This window comes from Botrimarina mediterranea (assembly GCF_007753265.1).
GTDB lineage: Bacteria > Planctomycetota > Planctomycetia > Pirellulales > Lacipirellulaceae > Botrimarina > Botrimarina mediterranea.
The window spans coordinates 532,176-556,984 of sequence record NZ_CP036349.1 but is presented as its reverse complement, the minus strand read 5'-3'; the positions used below and the strand labels follow the sequence as shown (position 1 = coordinate 556,984).

General features: G+C 66.2%; 25 protein-coding genes. 15 read left to right on the top strand and 10 right to left on the bottom strand.

Annotated elements, in window-relative coordinates; translation table 11 throughout:
• Positions 1-4 precede the first annotated feature (4 nt).
• The 3 genes from Spa11_RS02155 to Spa11_RS02145 are packed head-to-tail and all read right to left on the bottom strand — an operon-like array spanning position 5 to position 2,014.
• On the bottom strand, positions 5-214 hold the full coding sequence (locus Spa11_RS02155) for an AbrB/MazE/SpoVT family DNA-binding domain-containing protein (protein WP_145106357.1): 210 nt from the start codon (positions 212-214) through the stop codon (positions 5-7).
• 37 nt (positions 215-251) lie between these two features.
• The gene (locus tag Spa11_RS02150; RefSeq protein WP_197529670.1) at positions 252-1,175 is read right to left on the bottom strand and encodes a class I SAM-dependent methyltransferase; all 924 of its coding nucleotides are present in this window, start codon (positions 1,173-1,175) and stop codon (positions 252-254) included.
• Positions 1,172-2,014 carry an undecaprenyl-diphosphate phosphatase gene (locus Spa11_RS02145; RefSeq protein ID WP_197529669.1) on the bottom strand — a complete coding sequence of 281 codons (843 nt, stop codon included), beginning with the start codon at positions 2,012-2,014 and terminating at the stop codon, positions 1,172-1,174. The genes Spa11_RS02150 and Spa11_RS02145 overlap by 4 nt, the downstream gene beginning before the upstream one ends.
• A gap of 131 nt (positions 2,015-2,145) precedes the next feature.
• Here Spa11_RS02145 and Spa11_RS02140 point away from each other — a divergent pair, with 131 nt between their 5' ends.
• The 3 genes from Spa11_RS02140 to Spa11_RS02130 all read left to right on the top strand — a co-directional run bounded on the left by Spa11_RS02140 (position 2,146) and on the right by Spa11_RS02130 (position 6,503).
• Positions 2,146-3,129, top strand: a complete 984-nt coding sequence (locus Spa11_RS02140) for an MBL fold metallo-hydrolase RNA specificity domain-containing protein (protein ID WP_145106341.1) — start codon at positions 2,146-2,148, stop codon at positions 3,127-3,129.
• Between the two features lie 198 nt (positions 3,130-3,327).
• Entirely contained in the window at positions 3,328-5,172 is a 1,845-nt protein-coding gene (locus tag Spa11_RS02135; RefSeq protein WP_145106338.1) for a tetratricopeptide repeat protein, read from the top strand.
• A 20-nt stretch (positions 5,173-5,192) separates the two neighbouring features.
• On the top strand, positions 5,193-6,503 hold the full coding sequence (locus Spa11_RS02130; RefSeq protein WP_145106331.1) for a polysaccharide biosynthesis/export family protein: 1,311 nt from the start codon (positions 5,193-5,195) through the stop codon (positions 6,501-6,503).
• A 124-nt stretch (positions 6,504-6,627) separates the two neighbouring features.
• On the opposite strand, the gene cutA is transcribed toward Spa11_RS02130, so the two are convergent.
• From cutA to Spa11_RS02115, 3 genes are all read right to left on the bottom strand, one after another.
• Positions 6,628-6,942, bottom strand: a complete 315-nt coding sequence (cutA, locus tag Spa11_RS02125; RefSeq protein ID WP_145106322.1) for a divalent-cation tolerance protein CutA — start codon at positions 6,940-6,942, stop codon at positions 6,628-6,630.
• Between the two features lie 88 nt (positions 6,943-7,030).
• The gene (locus Spa11_RS02120; RefSeq protein ID WP_145106312.1) at positions 7,031-8,383 is read right to left on the bottom strand and encodes a hypothetical protein; all 1,353 of its coding nucleotides are present in this window, start codon (positions 8,381-8,383) and stop codon (positions 7,031-7,033) included.
• A gap of 261 nt (positions 8,384-8,644) precedes the next feature.
• Positions 8,645-9,805, bottom strand: coding sequence for an aminotransferase class I/II-fold pyridoxal phosphate-dependent enzyme (locus Spa11_RS02115; protein WP_145106304.1), 1,161 nt, complete (start codon positions 9,803-9,805; stop codon positions 8,645-8,647).
• Between the two features lie 331 nt (positions 9,806-10,136).
• Between Spa11_RS02115 and Spa11_RS02110 the strand changes: the two genes are divergently transcribed.
• Both Spa11_RS02110 and Spa11_RS02105 read left to right on the top strand, forming a co-directional pair.
• Complete coding sequence (locus tag Spa11_RS02110) at positions 10,137-10,871, top strand: sigma-70 family RNA polymerase sigma factor (RefSeq protein WP_231933121.1); 735 nt, start codon at positions 10,137-10,139, stop codon at positions 10,869-10,871.
• 157 nt (positions 10,872-11,028) lie between these two features.
• On the top strand, positions 11,029-11,979 hold the full coding sequence (locus tag Spa11_RS02105; RefSeq protein WP_145106295.1) for an anti-sigma factor family protein: 951 nt from the start codon (positions 11,029-11,031) through the stop codon (positions 11,977-11,979).
• Positions 11,980-12,041: 62 nt separating this feature from the next.
• Here the strand turns inward: Spa11_RS02105 and Spa11_RS02100 are convergent, their stop codons facing one another.
• A complete protein-coding gene (locus tag Spa11_RS02100) occupies positions 12,042-13,280 on the bottom strand; it encodes an AI-2E family transporter (RefSeq protein ID WP_145106291.1) in 1,239 nt (412 codons plus the stop codon).
• A 352-nt stretch (positions 13,281-13,632) separates the two neighbouring features.
• On the opposite strand from Spa11_RS02100, the gene Spa11_RS02095 reads away from it, so the two are divergent.
• Genes Spa11_RS02095 through Spa11_RS02075 form a run of 6 tightly spaced genes read left to right on the top strand, consistent with a single transcriptional unit; the run spans position 13,633 to position 15,761 of the window.
• Positions 13,633-14,052, top strand: a complete 420-nt coding sequence (locus Spa11_RS02095) for a CsbD family protein (protein WP_145106284.1) — start codon at positions 13,633-13,635, stop codon at positions 14,050-14,052.
• Positions 14,053-14,098: 46 nt separating this feature from the next.
• Complete coding sequence (locus Spa11_RS02090) at positions 14,099-14,386, top strand: hypothetical protein (RefSeq protein WP_145106277.1); 288 nt, start codon at positions 14,099-14,101, stop codon at positions 14,384-14,386.
• Positions 14,386-14,937 (top strand): hypothetical protein, encoded by a 552-nt coding sequence (locus Spa11_RS02085; protein ID WP_145106268.1) that lies wholly within the window; start codon positions 14,386-14,388, stop codon positions 14,935-14,937. The genes Spa11_RS02090 and Spa11_RS02085 overlap by 1 nt, the downstream gene beginning before the upstream one ends.
• Positions 14,900-15,100: a glycine zipper domain-containing protein gene (locus tag Spa11_RS23545; protein ID WP_391503300.1), complete on the top strand. Its 201-nt coding sequence runs from the start codon at positions 14,900-14,902 to the stop codon at positions 15,098-15,100. The genes Spa11_RS02085 and Spa11_RS23545 overlap by 38 nt, the downstream gene beginning before the upstream one ends.
• On the top strand, positions 15,097-15,555 hold the full coding sequence (locus Spa11_RS02080) for a phage holin family protein (protein ID WP_145106263.1): 459 nt from the start codon (positions 15,097-15,099) through the stop codon (positions 15,553-15,555). The genes Spa11_RS23545 and Spa11_RS02080 overlap by 4 nt, the downstream gene beginning before the upstream one ends.
• Positions 15,555-15,761 carry a hypothetical protein gene (locus Spa11_RS02075; protein WP_145106259.1) on the top strand — a complete coding sequence of 69 codons (207 nt, stop codon included), beginning with the start codon at positions 15,555-15,557 and terminating at the stop codon, positions 15,759-15,761. Before Spa11_RS02080 ends, Spa11_RS02075 begins: the two co-directional genes overlap by 1 nt.
• A gap of 138 nt (positions 15,762-15,899) precedes the next feature.
• On the opposite strand, the gene Spa11_RS02070 is transcribed toward Spa11_RS02075, so the two are convergent.
• Entirely contained in the window at positions 15,900-16,802 is a 903-nt protein-coding gene (locus tag Spa11_RS02070) for a vWA domain-containing protein (RefSeq protein WP_145106254.1), read from the bottom strand.
• Positions 16,803-17,149: 347 nt separating this feature from the next.
• Between Spa11_RS02070 and Spa11_RS02065 the strand changes: the two genes are divergently transcribed.
• The 4 genes from Spa11_RS02065 (at position 17,150) to Spa11_RS02050 (ending at position 21,931) form a co-directional block, all read left to right on the top strand.
• Positions 17,150-17,605, top strand: coding sequence for a hypothetical protein (locus tag Spa11_RS02065; RefSeq protein WP_145106247.1), 456 nt, complete (start codon positions 17,150-17,152; stop codon positions 17,603-17,605).
• Positions 17,605-18,255 (top strand): hypothetical protein, encoded by a 651-nt coding sequence (locus Spa11_RS02060; protein ID WP_145106236.1) that lies wholly within the window; start codon positions 17,605-17,607, stop codon positions 18,253-18,255. The genes Spa11_RS02065 and Spa11_RS02060 overlap by 1 nt, the downstream gene beginning before the upstream one ends.
• A gap of 662 nt (positions 18,256-18,917) precedes the next feature.
• Positions 18,918-19,151, top strand: coding sequence for a hypothetical protein (locus Spa11_RS02055; RefSeq protein WP_145106230.1), 234 nt, complete (start codon positions 18,918-18,920; stop codon positions 19,149-19,151).
• Between the two features lie 149 nt (positions 19,152-19,300).
• The gene (locus tag Spa11_RS02050) at positions 19,301-21,931 is read left to right on the top strand and encodes an alpha/beta fold hydrolase (RefSeq protein WP_145106225.1); all 2,631 of its coding nucleotides are present in this window, start codon (positions 19,301-19,303) and stop codon (positions 21,929-21,931) included.
• Positions 21,932-22,252: 321 nt separating this feature from the next.
• Here Spa11_RS02050 and Spa11_RS02045 read toward each other — a convergent pair whose 3' ends face one another.
• Together Spa11_RS02045 and Spa11_RS02040 are read right to left on the bottom strand one after the other, a co-directional pair.
• Entirely contained in the window at positions 22,253-23,059 is an 807-nt protein-coding gene (locus tag Spa11_RS02045; protein WP_145106220.1) for a response regulator transcription factor, read from the bottom strand.
• Positions 23,060-23,620: 561 nt separating this feature from the next.
• Entirely contained in the window at positions 23,621-24,433 is an 813-nt protein-coding gene (locus tag Spa11_RS02040) for a CAAX prenyl protease-related protein (RefSeq protein ID WP_145106217.1), read from the bottom strand.
• Positions 24,434-24,809 lie beyond the last annotated feature (376 nt).

Sequence of the window (24,809 nt, the reverse complement as noted above, 5' to 3'; positions counted from 1 at the left end):
GGTTCTACTTTGCGAGATCGCGCAGAGCCTCACTGTCTTCACGCATGATACTTCTAGCGACCTGCATTTGCCGCTCGTGCTCGGCAATCGGTCGAAAGTTCGCATCGTCGATTTCGACTTGGCTTCCTTCAACCAATCCCAATCGATCAGCAAGTTCCGTTGGAAGAACTAACGCCGGGTTGCCTTCGATGATTGTTACTTCTAGAACCATCATGAGTTATCCCTCGGTGTCATCGAAAGAGTATACCGCCCTACCGAGGCCAGCGGGCCCACACGCCGCTCTCCAGGCGCCGGCCCGTCGGAGTGGCCAGCCACAAGCGGCCGCTCGCCGGGGGTTGGCCGCAGTGGCCGACGACCGCGTCGGAGAGGTACGCCGACAGTTCCGCGGGGCCGACGCCGGGCGTGTGACACGTCGCCAGGAAGAACTGCGGGGCGCGGTCGACGAGCGTCGCGCAGAGTTCGAGCAGCACAGGCAGGTCGCGCCCGAGGCGCCACGCTTCGCCCTTGGGGCCGTGGCCGTAGGTTGGTGGGTCGAGGATCACCGCGTCGTAGCGCGAGCCGCGTTTCACTTCGCGCTGACAGTAACGCAGCACGTCCTCGACGATCCACCGCACCGGCGCGTCGGCGAGGCCCGAACGCTCGGCGTTTTGCTTGGCGAGTTCGACGGAAGGCTTTGACGCGTCGACGTGCGTCACCGCGGCGCCGGCGACCGCGGCGGCGAGCGTGCTCCCGCCGGTGTAGGCGAAGAGATTCAGCACCCTTGGTGGGTCGCTAGGCCGCAGAGCGGCGAGCCTTGCGGTTCGCTCCGCGATCCAGCGCCAGTTCACCAGTTGCTCAGGAAAGACGCCGATCTGCCCCGCGGGTGTGGGCGTTAGACCGAGCGTGAACTCCCGGTCACCGCCGAGCGGGACGCTGATTGCCGCATCGTTTGCCCACTTCTTCGGCTTGGGTGTCCAATCGCCGTCGGTCGCGCGGGCGCCGTCGTATCGCGCGATCGCGTCGCGCCACGCGGCGGGCGTTTGCTTGGCGCCGTCGATCGCGGCAGGGCAGGGGCGGTCGAGCAGCCATTCGCCAAAGCGCTCCAATCGCCGGCCGGCGCCGAAGTCCACCAGCTCGTAGTCGGGCCAGTCGCTCCCCGCCCTGTCACCCGCCGTGTTGTCGCTTGCGCTGTTCATCCTCCCGTCGCCACCTCGCCGGCGAAGCCCCATTGCGACACAAGACCCAGCTGCCACACGAGCACCGCGATCCCCAGCGGGACGAGGTACCAAGCGAAGACGGCGAGCCTGCCGCGTTTCACGAACTGTATCAGCAGCGCGAGCGCCGCCAGTCCGACGACGAACGAGACCACAAACCCCACCGCGAGCCGCGCGACAGGCGTGCCCGTTGTCCCCTCCTTAAGCACGTCGAGCATCTCCAGCACGCCGGCGCCGAGAATCGCGGGGATCGCCATCAAGAAGGCGAACGTCGAAGCGCTCTCGCGCGTCAGCCCGGCGCCGAGGCCCGCCGCGATCGTCGAACCACTCCGGCTGACGCCTGGCAGGATCGCAAACGACTGCGCCACGCCGATCGCGAGCGCTTGGCCCCAACTCATTTGCGGGTACTCGGTCGTTCCCGCCATACGGCGCGAGGCGGCGACGAGGATCATCGCGGTCACCGGCAGCATGAAGCCCACCAGCACGATGTTGTCGAGCACCTGTGTTTGCACCGTTTCGGGGAGCCCCTTCTTGATGCCGACGCCAACGATCGCTGCGGGGATCGTCGCCAAGATCAAGAGCGGGATCACTCGCCGATCCGTTCCGAGCATCCGCGCGATTTCGCGGCGGTAGTACACCAGCACGCTCGCCAGCGTCCCCATGTGCAGCGCGATGCTCACCTCCACCAAGTCCTTCGCCAGCGGATAACCGAGGGCGCCCAGCAGCGCGTTGCCGACCACCAAGTGGCCCGACGAACTCACCGGCAAGAACTCCGTGAGACCTTGGACGATGGCGAGCAGGAGGATTTCGGTCCAACCCATGCGGGAAAAGGGGAAAGCGGAAAGTTGAAAGGGGAACGACGCAAGCGGGGGGCGCCGATTAGGCGGGGCCGTATTATGCTCGGCTGCGAAGCTTTCCGCATTCCCCTTTCCACTTTCCCCCTTTCGCGACATTGTTTGCTTACGAAGACGGACTGCTTCTCACCGGGGCGCGCCTCTGGCTCGACGTTCGCCGTCGTCAGGCGCGGTCGTTTGTGTCGCATGCCCATGCCGACCATATGGCCCGGCACGAGCTGGCGCTCTGCACGCCCGAGACCGGCCGGCTGTACCAGGCCCGGATGGGGCGGCGGGCGGTTCGGGAGATGCGGCTGGGCGAGGCGATCGACTTCGGGCCGCTGCGGCTGACGGCATTGGGGGCGGGCCACTGCCTCGGGTCGGCGATGCTGCTGGCGGACGACGGCGAGCGGTCGCTGCTCTACACGGGCGACTTCAAGCTCGGCGAGTCGGCCACGGCCGCCCCCTGCGAGCCCCGCCACGCCGACTGGCTGGTGATGGAGTCGACCTTCGGCCGGCCCGACTACCGCCTGCCGCCACGCAGCGTGGTCATCCAGCAACTGCTCGAAACGGTCCACGGCGCCTTCGCCGACGGGCGCACTCCCGTCATCCACGCTTACGCCCTCGGCAAGAGCCAAGAGGTCACTAAGCTGCTCACCCAGCACGGCGTCCCCGTGATGCAGCACCCGGTGGTCTGGAAGATGAGCCGCGTCTACGAGGCCTGTGGCGTGACGCTAGCAACCGGCGACGCCGACGTGACCTGCTACGAGGTCCGCAACGGCGCCCGGCCGCTCGCCGGCCACGCCGTGGTCACGCTGCCTCAAGGGATGAAGGCTTACCGATTGCCGGGACTCGGGGCGGTCACGTCGATCGCCGTCACGGGCTGGGCCGCGGCGCCGAACGCCCCTTATCGCCTGAACGTGGACCACGCCCTCCCGCTCTCAGACCACGCCGACTTCGACCAACTGATCGAATTCGTCGAACGCGTCGAACCCTCGCGCGTGCTCTGCACGCACGGGCCGCGGTCGTTTGTCGACGAGCTGCGCACCCGCGGTTGGAACGCCGAACCGCTGGCGCCCGAACCGCAGAAGCGGCTCTTCTGAGCTGTCGCTGCTGGCAGCGTTGGGGCGTTGCTAGCAGCGCCCGGGCAAGCTTTGCCGGATGCGCCACGACGGGCTAGCAAACGGCGTGAAGCGGTTGCCGGTTTTGCTAGTCGCCCGGGTTGTGTGCTTCCGAACCTACAGGCGGACGACCGCGCCATTATGTCGGTGGAACTGCTGCATCCGCAGTAGCCCCATCGATTGAAAGCCCGCCGTTCGCCGCTTGGCAAGGACGCCGGCGGACCGCGTCGCAACTCCGAGCTGTCTGGCATGGAAGCCGCGAATCCGAAGCGAGCAACCCTCCGTCTAGCCGCCGCCTTGGGCGGCGTGCTGATGACGCTGGCGTTCGGCGTCGCGACGGTGGTCGTGCTCGCCCAGCGGTACGGCGGCGCGCCGGTAGTCGCAGTCAGCGAAGCGCCGATCGACGTCTCCGCCGAGCCGATCGCGTCGTACCACCTGCCGGAGGGCGCCGTCTCGCCGCTTGGCGACGACGATCTCGCAACGGCGATGGCCACGCCGCCTTCGTTCGAGCCGCCGGCTTACGAACCCGTCACCCCGCCGACGGTCCCGGTGACGACGCCCGTCGCCGCCCGAACGGCCGACTACCCGATAACGGCCCCTTTCCCAACGACCAACGTCGAAGGGGGCGCCACCATGATCTACAACCCGGCGGCGTTCGGCCCTCCCGAGGACGACTCGATCCCCGGCTTGCCGACAATGCAACCCCCGCCGCGCGTGGCGGCGCGCGCCGCCGGAGGCCCTGCTTTCCCGAAGACGCTGGACCCCAACCCGGGCCACTGGGAAGGGCCTCCGAGCTTCAAGTCCACCACGGCGTCAACCTCGATCGAAGCCGCGGCGCCGCCGTCGGGTGGCGCCGAGACGTCGGCGATCAATGAACCGGCAAAGCCCGTCTTGAAGGCCATCGTGCCCGACACAACGCCGCGCGAGCTCCTCGAACTCGCAACGGCCGACAACGAGGCGTTGCTTAGCTACACCGCGTCCACCAAAGACCTCAGCCGCCGACTCGAGCCCGAGGTGCAGGCCGGCTTCGAGCTCGGCAAGAGCGGCGCCGTCTATGCGGCCCGCGCGAAGTTCATCGAGGTGCTCCGCAAGGTCGCGCTCGCGAAAGACGCCACCGAAGGCTCGACGCGGTGCGCGACGGTCCTCGCCGAGGGCTTGCGCAAGCTCGACGAGGCCGACGACTTCGTCCCCAAGGGGACCGCGCTCGAGGCCGAACTCGACGTCGCCGCGATCGCCAGTTCGCACGGCGTGCGGCTCACGAACGAAGCGGGCCCCGTCGCGCCGCACGAGGCGATCGCCCAGTACTCGCAGCACGCCGCGGTGTGCCTCGCCGAAGCGGTCGCCGACGAGCCCGCTGGTTCGATGGCGTTGTATGGCCTCGGCAAGTCGTACGCCCGGCTCGAGGCCCAGGGCGGCGACGCGACCGCCGGCCGCAAGAGCCTCGTGATGTACCGCGCCGCGGTGGATGCCCACTCGCAAAACTTCCTGGCGGCGAACGAGCTCGGCGTGCGGCTCGCACAAGACGGGCGCTACGAACAAGCAAGCCGTGTGCTGCAGGCCGCCGCGTCGCAGCCGGGCGCGATCGCCACGGTGCACGCCAACCTCGCCGCGATCGAAGACAAGCTCGGCCGCGAACAAGCCGCCGTCGCCGCCAAGCAGGAGAGTGAGAAGCTCGCGCAACGCGAACGCGCGGCGGGCGAAGTGTCGCGTCGCCACGGCGTCGAGTGGGTCGATCCGAACGCCTTCCGACAATCGCCACCCGCGGGTCGGGCGCCGAGCGTCGCGGCGGCGACGCCCGCCGCCGCTCCCGTTGGATCGTCCAACACCCGGCAGGTCTACGCCCCCGCGTCGCAGCAGGCCCCGGCGCCGCAACAAGCCCCGGCGCCGCAGCGGGCCCAACCGAGCGGGTGGCGGGGCTTCGTCGAGCGCGCCAAACGGGCGACGGGCTGGTCGAAAGAACCGGCCTTCCAGCCGCAGCCCACCGCGCCGCCCGCCGTCGCATCGCAGCCACGCGTCTACCGCTAACCGAGGCCTTTGGTCTGACGATGACCCTTCGACTCTCCACGACGAAGCCCGCGATCGCCCTGCTCGGCTTGCTTAGCCTGGCAGTGAGCGCGCTCGCGGCGCCGCCGGCGATGCTCGTCGATCCGATGCCCTGCGCGACCCAACCCTGCGCGACGCAGCCCTGCGTCGAGCAGGACGGCCCCGGCAGTTGCGTCGCGGGCCCGTGCGCGAACCCCGCCGCGCCGCACGCCATCTGGGGCGTCGATGGCACAACGGCGTGCAACGGCTGTGACGGTGGCGGCGAGGTTGGCTGGGACTCGCGCGGCGCCATTGACTGGCAACGCTACGCCCAAGGCGAATACGTCGGCCACGCCCGTACGGCGCACGTCCCCGAGTACCGGCTACGCGTCGACGACTCGTTGACGCTCCGCTTCATGCGCAGCCGTCAGGTCCTGTCGAAGCCTTACGAACTCGAAGTCGGCGACCGCGTCCGCGTCGAGTCCTTGACGGCGGGCGTGTCGGCATCGGCTAGCGCCGAGACGGCCGGCGCCACGTCGCAAGACAGCCTCAGCCGCGAGGTCGTCGTCCAGCCCGACGGGATGATCACGCTGCCGCTGGTGGGTCGCGTCCCCGCGGCGGGTCGCGGCATTGTCGCTCTGCAAGAAGACCTCGAAGAGCGATTCAAGAAATACTACAACGTCCCCGCGATCACCGTCACGCCGATCCAGGTCAACACGAAGCTCGAGGACTTGCTCGAGACCGTCGACGGCAGAGGCGGCATCATCGGCGGGCGGCAGATCACGCAGACGATCACGCCGTCAGGAACGATCCAACTGCCGTCGATCGACGGCGTCTACCTGCAAGGTCTGACGCTAGAAGAGGCGTCGCGCGAGATCGACGCCCGCTACGCCTCGGTCATCCCCGGCGTGACGGTCACCGTGGCGCTCGAGAAACGCGCGCCGCGATTCATCTACGTGCTCGGCGAAGTCGGACAGCCCGGTCAGTTCGAGCTAAAAGGCCCGACGACTGTCATGCAAGCGATCGCGTTAGCCGGCAGCTGGACCAATGGCTCGAACCTGCGTCAGGTCGTCGTCTTCCGCCGCGGCGACGACTGGCGTCTGATGGCGACGATGGTCGACGTCCGCGGCGCGTTGTACGGTAAGCGGCCTGTCCCCGCCGACGAGATCTGGCTGAACGACTCCGACATCGTGCTCGTGCCGAAGTCGCCGATCGAGGTGCTCGACGATTTCATCGAGCAGGTCTTCACCCGCGGCGTTTACGCGGCGGTCCCCGTCGAGGTCTTGTGGGGGCAGGGGTTCGGGTCGGTGAGCTCGATCATTACGACACGGTGAGGTTGAACGCTTGCCGTGAGGTTCTCCGAGGGCTACCGCCCACGGCTAGGACGCCTTCGAGTCGCGAACCCTTCGTTTGATTCTTAGCCGGTGGCGGCAGCCCCCGGCTAAGAATCAAACCAACTCACTCTGCCGAAACCTCCCCGCGCACCCAAACCTCGTACGCTTCCGACGCCTGGTCTATCGGCGTCGCGATGATCTCGGGCGTCTGGTACGGATGCATCTCCTGCACCAGCGCCATCAAGTCGTGCCAACGCTCGACGGTCGTCTTCGCCGTGCAGAGCCACTCCTCGCTCGTTTCCACGGCGCCCTGCCAGCGATAGACACTGGTGATCGGCCCCGACACCTGCACACAAGCCGCGAGCCGTTTTTCAACAAGCGCCGAGGCGATCGCGTCGGCGGTCGCCCGATCGGGCGTCGTGGTCGTCGCCAACAGCATGGCGGAACTCCTGCGGTGTCGCATTCAACGATCAGCATCCAACTCACGGATTGTACCGCAAAGCTGACCGCTGAAAGCTGACCGCGATCTACAGCGCGTCCACGTCGAGTTCGCCGGGGCCGATCGGAGTGAGCGAGCCGCGTTCTGAGAGGCGCGCCGAGGCGAGTTGTGCGTTCTGCTCGAGGGTCTGGTCTAGCAACCGCCGCGCGTTGTCGACCTGGGCGAGCAACGCCGCCTTGTGGCTATTGATGGCTTGTCGCTCGCGTTCGACCGCGGCAAAGTCGGCTTGCCACTTCGCCAGCTCTTGTTCGCGATAAGCGGTCAGCTCCTTGGCGCCGGCGAGGGCCGTGTTGAGCTTGGCGATGTCCGACTCCAACGACAGCCGGCGCGACACCAGCTCGGCCCGCTGGGCTTCGAGGTTGTTGAGGATGAGGGCGTAGTCGCGCATCCGGCGGCGATAGATCTTCGCGACGCCGCGCTCTTCGGCCTCGTCGGGCGGGACAATGTTGCCGTCGGCGTCGATCGAAACGAGGCGCGCCTCGGGGTCGTCTGGCTGGGCCGGGGTTCCATCGCGCAGGTACTCCTCGACCACTTGCTCGGGGAGTAAGCGGCGGAGGGTCTCCTCGTCCATGCCGGCGAACAGGTCGCGGTCGTCGGCGGGCATTGATCGGTAGACGATCCAGGGGGCGTTGCGTTGCGAGCTCTTGATGAGGCGGTCGGTCGCGTAGGGGTCGGTCGCCAAGTGATCGAGTGGCTCTAACACCGCTGTGCGTGCTGCCGGCTCGACCGAATCGATGCGGAATTCGCCGAGGTATTGGTTCGTGGACTGGCCGTCGGTTCCCTCGAGTGGACCGGCCTCGAAGACGTAGACGATCGAATCCGGCTCGAGTTCGAGCGGCGTCCGCTCCGCGGGCTCGGCCGCGGCCTCTTCACCTTCGATCGGCGGCTCTTCTCCTTCGATGGCTTCACCTTCGGCCGCCGCGCCGGCGGGACGCTTCTCGTTGAAGCCCACTTCGACGGCGCCGGTCTCGGGGTTCGGCGCGCCCAGCGGAATCACGTTCCGCCACACGCGGCCACGTGATCGGTTCTGCATCCGCAGCACGTGCTCTTGCTGCACGACACCGGGGAACGACTCGGCATCCTGCGCAGCGAGGATCTCTCGCGCCGCGAGCTGATTCACGAGTTGCGGGTCCTGCGTGCCGCGCTTCATCGCGTCGTTGAGGACAACTTGCTGCTCGAGATTCACCTCGGCTTCGGCGAGCTGCTTCTGATACTGCAGTCGCGTGTCGAGCGACCGGGCAGCCAGAATCGCGTAGCCAACGGCTGCGAAGTAGAAGGCGACCAGCACGAGCACGTGGGCCCAGTGCCAGTACTTCGAGGCGAAGAACGCCCCCACCAGGACGAACAGCGTGACGACGCCGAGCAGGATAGTAACGATCAAGGCGGGGCGTTCCGTTCCGGGTGGGGCTTAGGGTCGCAACGGACCACTAGCCCACGTCAGCCACAGCCCGGCGGAAAGGCCGTCTGCGGGTTTTGGGAAAGACAGTGAACCAAGACCGATCGTAAACACGCCGGCCTTGCCGGTCAACGAATCGCCAGCAGGGCGTTAAAGAACGTAAGTCCCCCCGCGGCAAGTACTTGCCTCTACCGAGGGGCTTTGCCCCTGGTTCTGGCGCACCGGTCCTGAATCGGGTCGGAACGATTACTCCGTTTTCCGGGGCGAACCAAGGGCTTCGACCAACCGCCGCAGGTCCTCCGCCGAATGTCGAGCCGACACCGACACCCGCAGCAGCGACTCGCCCACTGGGACCGATGGGGGCCGGATCGCGGGGACGTAGAAGCCCCGCTCGGCGAGTTGGGAAGAGAGCGCAAGGGCGACCTCTGCTTCACCGGCGTGGATCGGCACGATCTGACTCACCGAGGCGCCGGTGCTCCAGCCGGCGGCGTGCAGCAGCTCGCGGAGCAATGCGGCGTTGCGGTGGACCGCTTCGCGGCGTTCTGGCTCGGCCTGGACGATCTCGAGGGCCGCGATCGACGCTGCCGCGACGGCCGGGGGGCTCGCGGTGGAAAACACGTAGGGCCGGGCCCGGTTGTAAAGCCAGTCAATCAGCGCGCCGCTGCCGCTAACAAAGCCGCCTGCCGAGCCGAGGGCCTTGCTGAGCGTCCCCACGTGGACCGCTACCTGCCCCGGCAGCCGCGGCGATTGAACGGCGGCGTGCTCGATCGAACCCCTCCCGTGGGGGCCCCAGACGCCCGTGGCGTGGGCCTCGTCCACCAGGAGCATCGCGTCGTGCCGCTCGGCTAGCTCGCCTAACTCCGCCAACGGGGCGAAGTCACCGTCCATGCTGAACAGGCCGTCGGTCACGATCAGCCGGCGGCGGGATTGGCCCGAATCCCGCTTCAGCATCATTTCCAGCACAGCGACGTCGTTGTGCGGGTAAACCCGCCGCTCGGCCCGCGTTAGCCTGCAGCCATCAATCAGGCTAGCGTGGTTTTTAGCGTCGGCGTAGACCACGTCCCCCTCATCGACGAGGGCGGGCACAACGCCGGCGTTGGCTGCGAATCCGCTGGGGAAGACGATGGCAGCCTCGGCCCTTTCAAAGGCCGCCAGACGCCTTTCTAGCTCGTCGTGGAGCGAACTGCGTCCCGAGACCACCGGACTCGCCCCGGCCCCCCAAGGGCCCTTTTTGGACGCCTCAGCAGCCGCCAGCGCGAGCCGCGGGTCCCCGGCGATGCCCAGGTAGTCGTTCGACCCAAAGTCGATCGCCCCCGCCGGCAGCCCCGATCCAACCCGCCGCTCCCGGCGCAGCCCCTCCTGGGTGAGCCCGTCGAGGGCTTCCGACAACCAGTCCAGTGAGCTCATTGCAGGAACCGCCAAGTCGCCAAGAGCGCCAAGGATCGCCAAGAACCATCAATTAGACAGGATTTACAGGATCAACGGGATGAGCGACAGCATCCCGCCAATCCTGTTCATCCTGTCTAATGCCCCCTGGCGACCCTAGGCGCTCTTGGCGTCTTGGCGGTTCCAAATTGGCAGTAGACCTTCCAAACTCAACGATTCGGCTGCCGTAAACCACTGCGGCGTCTCGCTTTACTCGCTGTCTCAACCTGCGGCGGCGGGCATTGGGAACTTGTCCCCCGTGGGGGGCGTCCCAGCTGACGACGCCGCTCTCTCCTTCGCTGTGCGGAGCGTCGTGACCGATCCACCCCCTTCCGACGAATCGCCCAAGGACGACGATTCCGACCGCGAGAACGACGGCTTGTCGAGCGTATCGATCCCCCTGTCGCACGCCCTCGGCGCGGCCTTCGCCGGCGCCATCGGGGAGGGTGCGACGTCCGACCAAGACGTCGCGAAGCCGCTCGACGCCGAGCAGGTGATCGACGACCGCCTCATCGACCGGACGCTCTCGGGCCAGTCTTCCGCTTACGGCGAGCTGGTCGCTCGCTACCAAGACCGGTTGCGGGGCTCGCTGCTGCGGCTGACGGGCTCGGCCGAAGAGGCCGAAGACGTCGCCCAAGAGGCCTTCGTCCAGGCGTACCTCAAGCTGTCGAGCTTCCAACGCTCCAGCCGGTTCTACACCTGGATCTACCGCATCGCGTTCAACCAAGCGATCAGCAAGAGCCGCAAACGGCGACCGCGGGTGTCGTTGAACGTGGTGCAAGAGTCGGGCGGCGTTGAGCCCGTCGCCGAAGCCGATGGCCCGACCGAACCGGCCGTCCAAGTCGAGCGCGCCGAGCTGCTGCACGCCGCGATCGCCGAGCTCGAAGAGGACCACCGCCAGGTGATTGTCCTCCGTGAGTTCGAGGACATGGACTACCAGCAGATCGCCGAAGTGATCGGCGCCCCCATCGGCACCGTCAGGAGCCGGCTGTTCCGAGCACGAGCGCAGTTGCGCGATCGCCTCGCGTCGCTGCTGGGCGAGGATTGAATGAGCGAGACAGCGACAACGTGATTCACCGGCGGCTAGCGGCGGGAACCAATTTTCAACCAACTGCGACCAATGCCCTAGGAACAAAGAGAGCTCGCCACGAGCGATTCGTGGCACGGATTAGCAACTCTCATGGAACCCGATCGGGAAGCGACCGATGAGCACCCCTCCCAATAGCACGACACTCCCCGAAGAGCTGGGCGAACGGATCAGCGCCTACCTCGACGGCGAGCTCTCGCAGCGTGAGGCGGCCGACGTCGAGCGGCTGCTGGCGAGCGACCCCGCTGCGCGGCGGTTCGCCGACGATTTGCGTTCGCTGGGTCAGCTCTGCCATGCGGCGCCGGCGCCGACGTTCACCCGCGACCTTTCGTCGAGCGTCGTGGCGGAGGCGCTGCGTCGTCAGGCGACGGGTCAAGCTAATAACGACGAGGACCTCGCCGAGCCGGAGAGTTACTACGGCCTGCCGCTCGGCAAGGGCTCGCGCGGCTGGGTGTGGGCCGTCGTGGCGGCGGCGGCGGCGGTGATGATCGGTTTCTTCGGGCGTCCTGAGGCGCCGCAGGGCCGCGCGCAGATCGCCCAGCAGAACGCCGCGGTTCGCTCGCAGCAGCTCGCCTCGTACCTCAACGCGATGAAGCAAGCGTCGCCCGGCATGCAGGTGGTCAACTATCAAGCGACGCCCGAGCGATTGCGGCAACTGCGTCAGCGGCTGGCGTTCCAGCAGCCGCAGCGTACGCAGCTCCCCGGCGCACTGATGGCCGTCAGCGAGCCCGCCAATAACGCCGACGCCGAGGATCAACTCGTTTACGTCGAAGGCGAACAGGCCGAACTCGACCGCCTCCTCAGCGAACTGGACGATGGCGAGGAGGGCTCTCTCGTGACGGTCGCTCCAAACCAGTCGGCATCCGGCCAAACCGCCAAGCCCAAGACCGTGCCGCAAGCCGTCCCCCAGCCGGCGCCGAACGTCCGCGCCGTGCCGCTGCGGGTGAAGCTCACGCCCGAGCAGATCGCGGCGCTGCTCCAGCAACAGCAACTCCGTCAGCAACAGCACCCCGGCGCCACGCAGCGACGCTTTGTGATCCTGCGGATTCAGCTAAAGCCAGCGCCGTAAGACGCAGCCCTGACTAAAGTCGGCGAGCCGGCGACGTCACTCGGTAGGCAGTGTCTTTACTGCTATCTTGCCAAGTAGACCGCCACGGGGTGCAACGACTCGACGCTCTCGCAGATTACCCGGGCGATGATCAGCAGAGGGACGGCGAGGAACATGCCCACCACGCCCCACAGCCAGCCGCCCAACAGCGCGGCCAGCAGGATCACGACGGGGTTGAGGTCGATCGAACGGCCCAGCAGCATCGGGGTCACCAGGTTCGCTTCGATGGCGTTCGCCACCAGGTAGATCAGGGGCGCCAAGAGAGCGTGCGGCAGGCTCTCAAACGTCGCGATCCCCGTGACCGCCATCAGCGCTGTGCCGATCGCGAGTCCGGCGAATGGCAAGTAGTTCAGCAGCGCGGCGATGACGCCCCAGAGCAGGGGGTTGGGGAAGTCGATCACCCACAGGCCGAGGCCGATCGCCACGCCGAGGCCGGCGTTCACTAGAGTGATCGCACCGAGGTAGCGGCCGATCCGGGCCTCGATCTCGCGCACGGTGGCGACGACTTCGCGTTTGCCGCGGAAGGTCGGCGCAAGCGTGACCGTCTTCTCAAGGAAGCGATCGCCCGACACTAGGAGGAAGTACCACAGCGCGAGCGTGATCGTGACGCCCGCGACGTACTCGCCGGTAGTGTTGAGCATCTCGCCGCTTAGGGCGGGCTGTTCTAGACGCACGGGAAGAGGATCACGCTCGCCGGGCGACTTGGTGATCTCGTCCATCTCGACGCCGGCGCTTTGCAAGTCTTTCAGCGGCTTGAGGTAGCCCTGCAACCGGTCGGTGACCGAGTCGAGCGTCATCGGCACTTGGGCGAGCACGGCTTGCGCAGGGGCGCGGAGCGTCGTCACCGCCACAACGCCGGCGCCGAGCAGCAGGGCGAACAGCACCGACGCGCCGACCACGTTCGGCACGCCGTAGCTCCGCAGCGCCGTCACCGCCGGCCGCATCACGAGGCTCAGCACCACGGCCATCGTCAGTGGCAGCAGCACCGGACGGGCGAAGTACATCGCCGTCAGCACCGCCAAAGCTGTCAACACCACAAGGCACACCATTACTGTGTAGGAGCGTGTCATCGCCTTTTCCGACAGGCTCGCCGAGACGCCGTCGATCCGCGTCAGGTCCGCAAGACGCTCCGCGGCGGGGGCGACAGAGGGGCTTACGGTCATGATCCAGAATCTCCCGATGGCGAAGTGCAACGCCAGCGAACAAGCTGGACGCTCCGCCATCAGCAAGTCGCGTACCCACCGCTGCGAGAACGGGATCACCCTGGCGGAAAGGGCAAGTTAGTCTGGTAGGGAAGACTCGCGGAATCACGCCTGTCCGAATACTGGAGTGACCGACTTCGGTCGAGCTCTTTGCTTCTTAATGGTTCTCTTTAGCTCCGCGAGGCCGTCGCTGGCGCCCGCGCTAACGCTGGCTCGACGGCGACCAGTGCGAGCGATGCGCGTTCAGCGCTGACGCTGTGAGCCAAAGGTCGCCCTCGGTTTCTGCGGGTTTATCGATTGGCGCGGCAGTTGCCCCAGGTGGGTTGCGTCGAAGCGAACGCCCTCTCGTCCAGAAGCGCGTCGCTCACCGATCGTCGATTAAGACTCACAATTCATTGGGGATGCAAGGATCATGGTCACCGAGCAAGAAATTCAAGGCGGTTGGAACCAACTTAAAGGCGAAGCCAAGAAGAAGTGGGGCCAGCTCTCCGAAGACGAACTGCTGCAGTTCGAAGGCTCGACCGACCAGTTCATCGGCTTGCTGCAGCGCAAGACGGGCGAGGCCAAAGAGTCCGTCCAGAACTGGGTGAAAGAGATGAACGACCAAGCCGGGCCGATGTTCGATCGCGCTAGGCAGACCGCGTCGCAGTACGCCGAGTCGATCGGCCACGCCGCCAGCGACGGCGTCGAACGGGTCCGCGACAACATCGCCGCCGGTCAGACCGAAGCGGTGCGGATGGTCCGCCGTCGCCCCGCCGAGTCGGTCGCGATTGCCTTCGGCGCCGGCCTCATTGCGGGCGTCATCGTCGCGCTGACGACGCGATCGCGCTGAGTGAACCGCGTCGCCCCCTGCTCAAATTCTCCTAGGAGCTAGAACGATGGACGCTCAGAAAGAAGCGTGCGACACGTACACCGCCTGTGCAAACACCGCGCAGGAGTGGATCGAAGAGGCGCCGCTGGCCAGCGTCTGTGTTGGCTTGGCGGCAGGTCTGGCGACGGGCCTTTTGGTCGGTACCGCCATGAGCCGGCATGAGAGCGGCTACACCAAACACCGCCGAGAGACGGGCAACCTCGCCACGCGGCTCGGCTCCCAGTTCCTCAACTCGATGGAGGAGGCGGCCAAGTCGGGTTACAGCGCCTTGCAAACCCAGTTTGGAGGCCATTGATGGATGGCTCGCACCGACCTTCACGGCTGCCGCCCGAGGCGCCGCTGACGAATGGACGTCACGACCCGGATCAGATTCGGCAAGCGATGAAGGAGCTCCGTCGGGAGATCCATCGCGACGCGCAGGCTACCAGTGAAGACGCTCATCGTCTCGTGGATTGGAAATCGCATGTGCAATCGCATCCCTTTCTTTCGGTTGGCTTGGCGGCGGCGGCGGGCTTCCTGCTCGCCCCCACCGCCAAGCGTGTCGTCCAACTCAGCGACCGTCAGGTCAGGAAGCTCGCGAAGAATGAGAATATACAACTGAAGGTGGACCAGCCCGACGCTCAGTCGGCTGGCCTCATGTCGAGCGTGATGCTGGCAGTCGGCGCCTTCGCGGGTCGGGCTCTCTTGAGCCACGCCGCGGCAAGGATCGAGTCGGCGTTACTCAATCAACAGAAATCAAACGACCAGAAATCAAACGGCCGGGCCCCTGATCAAAGGGCCGGACGGCTTCAACCAGATACTTCCCTTTATGAGCCCCGTGATCCCGACGAGCCCCGCTTCTTCTGAAACCCGGCCAACCCGTGAGTCCACTGGACCAAGTGGCGGCCTGCATCCCCTTCAAGGGAAAGCGGTGGAGTTCGTTCGTAGCAACTTGCAAGAGCGCCCCCTCGTAACCCTAGGCGTCGCGGCGGCGGTCGGACTCCTCATCGGGCGATTGGTGAAACGATGATACGTCACCCAGCAGAGAATTCGAGTTCGCTCCAGCAAGACGTGAGCCGTCTGTGGACGCATCTGGTGGACCTTGGGGCGCTGCAATGCCGGCTGTTCGCCGTCGAGTTCCGCCGCAGTTCGGCCTCGCTACAGAAGGCCGTCCTGCTGACGATAACCGGCGGGGTGCTGCTAATGGCGGCGGTTCCGCTGTTGCTCGCCGCCGGCGCGTTGCAACTCAGCGCTAGCGCTGAGCTGCCGCTCGCCGCGTCGCTGGCGATTGTCGCGGTCATCGCGATGGTCCTGATGAGCGTCGCGATGATTGCCGGCTATCGCATCGCCCGTCGTTCGGCCAAAGCGCTCATCAGCCCGGTCCGTGACTTAGAACTCAACCTGCGTTCGCTCGCCGGCGAGCCCGCTTCCACTGTCCGCACAAGTGCTTCCTCCAGTGACCCCTATCCTAACGGAGCTGAATAATGGGCAACGCCGCAACGCAATCCATTCCGCAACAAACCTCTGACGCAGCTAGAAGCAGCCACGTTGTCAATCAAGACGAGACGTGCGAAGCCTTGCCGGACCTCGTCACGTACGTCACGACTTACGCGCGCCAGAATCCCGACGTCGCCGCGATGTGGTGCTTCGGCGTGGGCTTCGTCCTCGGGTGGAAGTTGAAGCCCTGGTGATCGCAGGCGTTCACGGTTGAACAAGCAGAACTTGGAGAGCCGGGAGCGATAGCACCCGGAGTTGAAGTGGGTCAACATGCTTGAAAGCGTTGATCGCACACAACTCCTGGCGCAAACGCTTCCGGCTCTCTTCTTGTTTTATGGCTGCTCAAGCGGCGCGACGAACTTGTACGTCCCGCCCGACAGCCGTGCTAAGAACTTCATCATCCCTTCGGTCTGCCGGGTGTAGAACGAGATTGTGTGGATCGGAACTTGGTCGCGACCGGGGCGGTTCTCCTTGCGGATGGTCTCGATTACCAGCGGCTCGAAGCGGCCGTCGGAGAGAAAGAAAACGGCGCTGGGCTCAAGCGACAACGCGTAGAGCAACGCCGGCAGCGGATTGGTGCCCCCTTCGGGCTCCAGCGCGTACAGCCACTGCGCCGTCTTGTCGAGGTTTCGCTTGTTCGCCTTGATGGGCTCGAGGTCGTCCATCGGGTAGGCGCCATCGCTGAACAGCACGATCAGGTACTTCTGGCTGGGCTGAAGTGCTCGGAGCGATCGCATGAGTTCTTGCTTGGCGTGTTCGAACTTGCCCTGCTCGATCATGCTCGTTGAGCAGTCGATGACGTAGACGAACGATCGTCCGCCCGACCCCACGCCGAAGAACTCGGCCTGGGGGGCGCCGGGAACCGATGACGACAACGAGCCGGAGTCGTTCGCCGAGACCTCTCCGGGCGAAGCGCCGCTGGGCAGCAGGCCGACGTCAATGCGAGGCGCCTCGACAGGCGATTCTTCGAGGAGTTCGCTCAGCTCTAGGGCAGCGGGCGTTTCGAGTTCGGACTCGAGTTGGACCGATGGCACGCCTTCGAGGCTCTCTTCGGCGTCGAGGCCGTCGTCGAAACTCGCCAAGAGCGTCAGCGGCCCGTCGCCTTGTCCCGCGCTGGTAAGCAACGCCAAAAGCAGCAACAGCGCCAAGTGGCACAGCACCGAGAACAGCACCGCGGGCCCGCGGTCGGCGTTGTTCGGTTTGTCGGCGGCGTGATTATCGAAGACTGCAAACACGGGCGGTTCCGGGCGCCATCCAATGCGATGCGAAGTAAGCCTTGATTGGAGCGATTCAAGTAGAGCAACTTCCGCGCCGCGACACTCACACCGCTACCCCGCCGTGATTGCACACGACGAACCCCTTCCGACTCGTCTATCCCAAACCAGGTCGTGTACGATCCTGCACAGCGAATGTCGCAAGCTGCGACACCTTAACGAGCCATCGGCGCTAGCCGCGGGTGGCGTCACGAGCGAGTTACCACAACGATCGCCGGCTCGCCCTCTGTTTAGAGGCGACGCGACATCGGGGCTGCTGGCCGGTATTCTTAATAGGACGCCCTTCCCTGCCCTACGCCCGTATGCCGATGCTCGCTACATCGATCTTGTCGCTCGTGCTGCTCGCCCTGGCGGGCGTGCTACTCGACTCGCATCGGCGCGAGTGGGCGGTCGCGCGGGTTGAGAGGCAGCGCGGTGACGACGCCTCGCCCCAGTGGCGCTTCGCTCGGCGGCGTGTGGTGCGTCGCAACTCGGCCACGGTCGCGATCGCCGTTGTTGGGGTGCTTGTCGCCCTCTGGCCGGTGACGCCGCGGGAGCCCTTTTGGGTGGCGGCCTACATGGCCGTGCTGGTTTCACTTGCCGGGCTGATCTTCCTGCTGGGGGTCGGCGACGCTTGGGCCTCGAGCCGGTATTACCGGGCCGAAGGCCGTCGACGGCTCGCCGACGAGACCCGGTCGCTGGCCCAGCTCGTCGAGTCTCAACGGAAGGCCCAACCGAAGGCACAGTACAAGGTGTCTAGCGACACGGAGGGGAAAGGTCGCTGATGGACCCTCTGCGTTTTGCCATTGTCGCCGTGCCGCTCGCGGCCTACCTGATCCTACTGGGGCTGGTGAACCTCCGCCGGCGGCCGACGTTGGCGACCGGCGGCGGCGACCTCGGGGCTTTGGGCGTCGCTCTCGGGGGGTTGGCGTTCGTTGGCCCGATCGCCCTGTTCCGCCCCGACGCGGCCACGGTCGAGCTAGGGAACTACGTCTGGCTCTTCCTGGCGGCGTTCTACCTGCTTTGGGTGACCCTGACGGCGATGCTCTGCCGGCCGCGGTTGGTGGTCTACAACCTGTCCGCCGAAGAGCTACGGCCCGTCCTCTCCGAGGCGGTCCGTAGCCTCGACAGCGCCGGCCGCTGGGCGGGAGACAACCTGACGCTGCCGACGATCGGCGTGCATGGCTATGTCGAGCCGTTCGCTTGGATGCGGAACACGAGCTTCATCGCCGGCGGCGGCCGGCAAGACCTGGCGGGCTGGCGTCGCCTCAATCGTGTCGTTGAGAGGGCCCTACGTGGCGTTGTGACGCGTCCTAACCCGCGGGGGTGGTTATTGCTGGGCGCGGGCGTTGCGATCCTTGCCGCGGCCGTTGTGGGCCTTGTGGGCGATGCGACAAGGGTCACCACGGCGTGGGGGCAGGTGTTTGCGTTCTAGAACTCCGCTAGCTGAGCTACCTGGGCGGCGCGGCTTAAAGCGCTATGGATCTCGGCGCCTCTCTTTTTGAGCCGCGCCCGTCAGGAAGCGGAGTCGCAGCGCTCCCCGACTCCCCCCAGTCGGCGCCCCTTGACAGCGCGCCGGCGTTGGCGGCGCATCCCCCCGGGTTGACGCCCCTAAAAAACTTGACTTCACAGTTGCGGCAGTGATAATCGCTCGACCTCACAGCTGGTGGGATTCGCCATAGAGCGGCTCCCCGAAGGCCGATGAGGTCTACTCGCGACAATTGGCCCGTAGGCGACCAAGCCCGGGCCGAACCGTCGCGGGAAGCCCGTCCCTTGGTATTTACCGCCGCAGGTGCGGGCGTTTTTTGCCGCAGTAGATTCGACTCTTACGGAACAGCGACGACTCCCAGCGGATAGTCCCCGGTATTGAACGCTCGCGACCGCCCGAGATTGGGAACCTTTTCGGGGAAGGCAGCGTAGCGGCGAGTTGAAAAGGAGTTTTGGCGATCGACGCATGGATGTGTCACTGCGAGGCGGAAAAAAGCCGTCAGAGGCGTAATAGTCGCGCCCCGGCGATTGCTTGACACATAGGACACCCCCCCGGCGGCCTGACAGGCGGCCCGTCCGGCGGTTGTCCGCTACTGAAAAGGAGCCCCCATGCCCGACCCCACCCTCAGCAACGTCTTCGAGGCGATCCTCAAGTACGGCCATGACGAGGACTTTGTCCCCCGCGCCCACGACGAGGAGTTCGTTCCGACGGCGGCGCCGGCCGGATCGCCCGAGAAGCTCGAGATCCTCGCCGAGCGTGTCCGCAGCGGCTTCCCGCTGTGGCACGAGGCCGACCGCGTTGATTACAGCGGCCTGACGGGCGCTGTGCGTCCGCGTGACTGATCGCGAATAATAATTTAGAGAAAGCCCTCCCGACGGGCCGTCCACTTGGACGGCCCGTCGCTTCTTTTGCCCCTCGCTTTTATCGGGGCTGCGACGGGCTAGGCTGTAGGGAGCGACTTCCGACGCCCTTCTTCGCACCGGCCTCCCCCGTGACGCTCTTCCGCCGCCCAGCCGCCCTCGTAGCGACCGCCCTCTGGCTGGTCGCCCTCGCCGCCCCCGCGGACGACGCTCCCCAGCCGGCCGCTAGCGGGGCCGCCGCGGAGTCAACCGAGGCGGCTGAGTCAACCGAGGCGGAAGGGACGCCCTCCGAGCCCGCCGCCGAGCTCCCGTCCGAGATTACCCCCGCCCCCCAAACGGTCCTTCCCCGTGTCGGTGACTACCACCGAGCCGCGCTGCATGTCGATCCGGTCGAAGCGGCGATCGCCCGCGGCGACTGGGAGGCGCCCGCTCCTGGGGACGAGGTCACCGACGCCACGGGCGTCGAGACCGCCTGGCGGGCCGACGCCGGCCCTCGGGGCCGCGAACTGGCCGGCGGATACGCCTACGCCACGTTCGAGGCGCCGACGGCGGGCGTGATGCTGCTGCAAGCCCCCGGCGCCGCGGCGGTCTGCGTCAACGGCGAGTGGGTCCCCGGCGACCCCTACGGGTACGGCTGGTTCCGAGTCCCCGTCAAAGTCGTGGAGGGGGAGAACTGGCTGGTGACGCACCTCGCTTCGCCGACGGCGGCGCCCAAGCTCGTGAGGCCCACGGCGCCGCAGGCGTTCGTCCCTGCAGCGGCGACGCTCCCGAACATCGTTGTTGGACGCGCCGAGTCGATGGCTGTGTCGGTCCCGTTCTGCAACGCCACGACCGAACGACTCGCCGGCTGCCGGCTGCGGGTCCGTTGGGGCGACGGCGAACCAACCATCACCCCACTGAGGGCGATCGACTCGCTGCTGTTGACGCCGATCGTCGTGACCCTGCCACCGCCGAACGGCAAGCTGGAGGCCGGCGAAACTCTGACAGTGACGCTCGAGGTCTTGCCCGCCGGCGCCGACGACACGCCGCTCGCTGCCGTCGAGCTCGACTTGAAAGTTGTTAGCCCCGTCGATGCCCGGACCGACACGTTCGTCAGCAAGTTCGACGGCTCGGTTCAGCCCTACGGGGTGTTGCCGGCCGCGGGGAAAGCGACCGAGCGCGGCGTCGTCCTCTCGCTGCATGATGCGGGCGAGTCGCATGCCGAGCGACTGGCGAAGCACACCGCGCACCCCGACGCCGACATCGTCGCGCCGTTTGGTCGGGGGCGGTGGGGCTTCGATTGGGAAGACTGGAGTCGCGACGATGCGCTGGAGGCGCTCGACGATTTCATCACTCGCCAGAAGTCACGCGGCGCGGCGGTCGATGAGAGCCGTGTTTCGGTGATTGGCGAAGGGATGGGCGGCCACGGCGCCTTGCGGCTGGCGACGCTCCGTCCCGATCGCTTCGTCGCCGTGGGCGTCACCGACGGCTGGTTGAGCTTCTACACGCAGGGGGGAGCCCGCGTCACGCCGTCGGACGCAACCGCCGTCGCCCGTCTGCTCGGCCGTGCGCCGTCGGCGGACGACCCGCTCAGGGTGATCGAGAACTTGAGCGGCATGGGGGTGTCGCTGCTGCACGCCGGCCACCGCGACGTGTCGCCGAGTGAGGCGCAGTTCCTCCGCGAACGCCTCGGCGAGTTCCACAACGACTTCGCTTACCGTGACGCCGCTGGGGGCGACCAGCGCGCCTTGCTCAGCGAACAAGTCGCTTGGCTCACGAGTCGTACGCTGCTAGACAATGCGGCCGCCGACGCCATCGACTTCGCCACGCCGAGCGTTGGCGCCGCGTCGACGCTCGGCTGGGCGACGATCGTCACGCCCGTCGTGCAAGGCGAGGTCGCCCGGGTGCGGCTGACGCGCGACCTCGAGAGCCGTGAAGTGACCGGCACAACCGCCAACGTGAGGCGGTTGCGGATTTCGCTCGATGCGTTCCGCACCGGGAGCCGTGACCGCGGCGCCGTGACCGTGCGGCTCGACGGCGGCAGGCCGATCAAGTTCCGGCCGGGCCGCAGCGGCGAGGTGCTCTCGTTGGCCCGCTCGGTGTCGGGCGTGTGGCGCGCCACTCCCGGCGACACGGCGATCGGTGGTTTCTTCAAGAACCCCGAGCGCGCCGGCGCGCTCAAGTCGGCTTTCTGCTGCCGGCCACAGCTCGTCTATGGCACCCGTGGCTCGCAGGACGAAGACGCCTGGATGGCGGCGAAGGCGCGTTACGACGCCCACCTGTTCTTGTACCGCGGCGCCGGGCTGCTGGAAGTCGTCGCCGACAACGACATCCGCAATTCACTCCGTGTCGGTGGCGACGCGAGCCGTTCGGTGGTGCTCTACGGCGCCGCGCAGACGAACTCGGCGTGGTTCCTGTTGCAGCAGGAAGCGATCTTCCACCGCAGCCGCACGGTCCGCGTTGAGCGTGGCGCCGCTTGGCTCGGCGAACGGCCCGAGTCGGGCGACGACCTCTCGGTGCTCGCCATCCGCCCGCGGCCGGGCTCGAGCGAGGCGGCGATCGCCATCGTCGGCGGGACCGGCGTCACCGGCATGCGAATGACGACGCGGCTGCGTTACTTCTGGTCGGGCGTCGAGTACCCCGACTTCTTGCTCTACGGCCCCACCGCGATCGACTCACCCGACGAACCGGGCCAAGCGAAGGACGTCCGCGCCGCGGGCTATTTCGACGCCGACTGGGGCGTTGATGGAGGCGACATCGTTTGGCGTGATTTGGCGATCTAGAACGCGCTTCGCATAGCCGTCCGTTTCTAGCCTCGCGCTGATCCACGCAGCAACTTGGATAGGTCTCGCGCAGAGACGCGGAGACGCAGAGTGGGATGTCTTTAAGACCCTCGCCAAGGCGTTGAGCCGCAGAGAACGTGCTCCTGCGCAATCGTTGCGGCTGCGCTCATTCCTCAAGGACTTTGTCTTTGCGCCTTGGCGGCTTTGCGTGAGTCTTCGCTGCCTGCTCTGGGCGTCTCTGCGCGAGACGATACGGAAAAAAGAAGTCTGCTCTAACGAGGGCATCAGACCATCGAAGACGCCAAGCGCGCCGATGCGAGGCTACCGGCCCTTGAGATTGCCTTCGATGGCTCGGGCCATCAGCTCGGCCCGGGTGCTGACGTTGTAGTGGCGGTAGATCGCGCGGAGATGGCTATTCACGGTGTGTTGACTGCGGTGGATGCGGTGTGCGATCTCTTTCTCCGTTAAGCCGCTGAGAGCGTGACTAAGCACACGGGCCTGGGCTTCGCTAAGGCCATTGCTAATTGCTTCCTTAACTCTCGAAGTGGGGTCGCAAGGCGTCTTCGATACCAATATCGGGGCGAGCACATGGGGGAGATTCAAAAGGAACTGGAGCTGGTCCGAGGTGGGGCGCGGACGATCACAATGGAGCGGGATGAGGACACTGAGAAACGAGTCCTTTCCGACTAAGGCGGTAGCTCCCCAAACGTCTTCGATGCCGACCGGGTGGAGTTGCTCTCGACGCCACTCTGTCACATCAACGCCGGCCGCGGCGGCAGTGTCACACAGCCACATACCGGAACTCTTACCGTTGTCCCGAACAATCCGGTCGGTCCACTCTGGGAACGCCTGGTCCATCCGTTGAAGAAAACCAGGGGCTCGCAGCACTTGGTAGATTGACGCGTCGATATCGGCGCGAACGGCGCCGACAGGCAGCCCTAGAATCAAATGGCGGGCGTCAAAATCGAACTGGTCTTGCGAGACAAGGACGGCCTCGCAGTCGTCAAGCAGGCGCCTGCGGACATGCTCCAGCACCGCCAGTACGCGTTCCTCTAGCGTGCCATCAAGCGTCAATGCGAGGGCGAGGAGATCGACAAATCGCTGGTCAGCGCCAAAGGAGAAGGACATATCCCGCGCGACTTCCGAGGAGGTTCGCCTGCGTGCCTTTTTAGTCTACCAAGACCCGCATGTCCACTTATCGGTTCCGATACTAACGTTTAAGGGCAGCAGAGCTACTCGATGTTCATTCAATGAAGTTGGCAATCACCGCACAACAGAAGTAACGACCCAATCCGTGCAAAATGGTCTCGTAAGTACCGCCGAATAATGCACTGCGAAATCACTTGAACTGGTGATTTCACCCCGGCTACAAGCGGGCGATAGATAAACTTGAGGCGACGCTCTCTGGCGACGCCGTAGCCGCGCGGGGGTGCAGGTGGCTGGTTCGTTTTAAATAACGGGCTTCCTGGGGCAGCCCCCCGTGCGGCTCTTTTTGTTTCCATCTCCTCGTCACATCGCAAGCCGACGACTGAAAGCGCTTCGAGCTCTCGCGCCGACGATGTGAAGCTGTCGGAGGCTGTGGGAAACGCCGGCTGATCGGTCGGGCATGGCGACGAAACCGAGGGCCTTCGCCCGCGGTTGCGAGCTTGGGTCCAGCTTGCTGAATGGCGCTGCTCCGAAGCGGTGGTGTCACCAGAGATGCCACTGGCTGAACCAGAGCACGTAGAGGCCCAGCAGCAAGTTCGTGACCGCGTGCGCGGCGACGCAGTCCCAATAGTTCTTAGTACGGACCATCAGCCACGTCACCAGCGAGAACCAGACGAGCGACGCCAGCTTCTCCGGGTGGTAGAGCATCGGGAAGGCGGTGCCAACGACGACCGACAGCAACGTCACCCGCCCGAAGGGGACCCGCCAGAGGTTGGGGCTGATCACGGTCCGCATCAGCCAGCCGCGGAGCATCAGCTCCTCGAAGATCGGCACCAGCAATGCCAGGCCCAGAAACCGCACGCCGAGGAAGGTGTACCGCTCGACGGGGCTCTCAAGCCGCTCTAGCGGGTTGAATGCGGGCCGCTCGGCGCCGAGGCCTAATAGACCCAGAACGCTCATGGCGGGGCTCTCAGGGCCTCCTACGGCCTCTACGAGGCGGCTCTCGAGCCGGACCTCGCAGCAGGCGACCCACAGGACGACGCCCACCACGCCGACGGCGATTGCTAGCGGCGAGACCTTGAACCGCCACTGCATCCAGGCGGCACGGCACATCCAGAGGGTGATGGCGGTGGCGACCAGCTTGAAGGCGTAGATCGCCGGGTAGTGATCGTAAGTCAGTCCAAACAGCCCTGGCTCGGGCGCCTGCCCCGGCAGGGGGGCCGAGGGCTCGTAGCTGGTGATCAGCATGTAGACCGCCATCGGGAGGATGTAGGTCCACGGGTTCTCGGCGTCGAGCCAGCGGCCGGAAGGGGGCGGCGGGGAGTCGAGGTCGTCTTCGGACGTGTCGGCGTGCATTCAGAACCTGATTACGAGGCAGAGCGTAAAGAGTACCTCACTCCCGACGCCGGCGCTTAGGGCTCCCCTGCGACCCCTTCGCTAACCGGCGGACGGAGAGTCCAAAAAGCCGGCGTCGGGAGTAGCCTGGGGCGCCAGCGCCCCGTCGTAAATTCCCTCTGCCGGCCGCGACTTCGTCGCGAAGTTTGCCCTATCGCCCCGGCGGGAGGTCGGTAAGATACGGGGCTCCGGCCTGTTGGTCGGCCTGCGCTATCGGTGCGCGGGTCGGGCAGACGCCCTCGTGGGCGGATCAGCCGGATCGCTCCCCGATTGCCTTCCGCTTCCTACCCCCTTCAGCAAGCTCGCTTGCGACGCCCGCGCCGGCTCTTCCCGAGCC

Bases quoted from the DNA above. Each gene is read 5' to 3' on its own strand.
- Spa11_RS02155 (WP_145106357.1), bottom strand. From the start codon at position 214: ATGATGGTTCTAGAAGTAACAATCATCGAAGGCAACCCGGCGTTAGTT.
- cutA (WP_145106322.1), bottom strand. From the start codon at position 6,942: ATGCTGTTGGCGACGACCACGACGCCCGATCGGGCGACCGCCGACGCG.
- Spa11_RS02150 (WP_197529670.1), bottom strand. From the start codon at position 1,175: ATGAACAGCGCAAGCGACAACACGGCGGGTGACAGGGCGGGGAGCGAC.
- Spa11_RS02145 (WP_197529669.1), bottom strand. From the start codon at position 2,014: ATGGGTTGGACCGAAATCCTCCTGCTCGCCATCGTCCAAGGTCTCACG.
- Spa11_RS02105 (WP_145106295.1), top strand. From the start codon at position 11,029: ATGAGCACCCCTCCCAATAGCACGACACTCCCCGAAGAGCTGGGCGAA.
- Spa11_RS02115 (WP_145106304.1), bottom strand. From the start codon at position 9,805: ATGAGCTCACTGGACTGGTTGTCGGAAGCCCTCGACGGGCTCACCCAG.
- Spa11_RS02085 (WP_145106268.1), top strand. From the start codon at position 14,386: ATGGATGGCTCGCACCGACCTTCACGGCTGCCGCCCGAGGCGCCGCTG.
- Spa11_RS02065 (WP_145106247.1), top strand. From the start codon at position 17,150: ATGCTCGCTACATCGATCTTGTCGCTCGTGCTGCTCGCCCTGGCGGGC.
- Spa11_RS02090 (WP_145106277.1), top strand. From the start codon at position 14,099: ATGGACGCTCAGAAAGAAGCGTGCGACACGTACACCGCCTGTGCAAAC.
- Spa11_RS02060 (WP_145106236.1), top strand. From the start codon at position 17,605: ATGGACCCTCTGCGTTTTGCCATTGTCGCCGTGCCGCTCGCGGCCTAC.
- Spa11_RS02095 (WP_145106284.1), top strand. From the start codon at position 13,633: ATGGTCACCGAGCAAGAAATTCAAGGCGGTTGGAACCAACTTAAAGGC.
- Spa11_RS02130 (WP_145106331.1), top strand. From the start codon at position 5,193: ATGACCCTTCGACTCTCCACGACGAAGCCCGCGATCGCCCTGCTCGGC.
- Spa11_RS02075 (WP_145106259.1), top strand. From the start codon at position 15,555: ATGGGCAACGCCGCAACGCAATCCATTCCGCAACAAACCTCTGACGCA.
- Spa11_RS02040 (WP_145106217.1), bottom strand. From the start codon at position 24,433: ATGCACGCCGACACGTCCGAAGACGACCTCGACTCCCCGCCGCCCCCT.
- Spa11_RS02080 (WP_145106263.1), top strand. From the start codon at position 15,097: ATGATACGTCACCCAGCAGAGAATTCGAGTTCGCTCCAGCAAGACGTG.
- Spa11_RS02055 (WP_145106230.1), top strand. From the start codon at position 18,918: ATGCCCGACCCCACCCTCAGCAACGTCTTCGAGGCGATCCTCAAGTAC.
- Spa11_RS23545 (WP_391503300.1), top strand. From the start codon at position 14,900: ATGAGCCCCGTGATCCCGACGAGCCCCGCTTCTTCTGAAACCCGGCCA.
- Spa11_RS02045 (WP_145106220.1), bottom strand. From the start codon at position 23,059: ATGTCCTTCTCCTTTGGCGCTGACCAGCGATTTGTCGATCTCCTCGCC.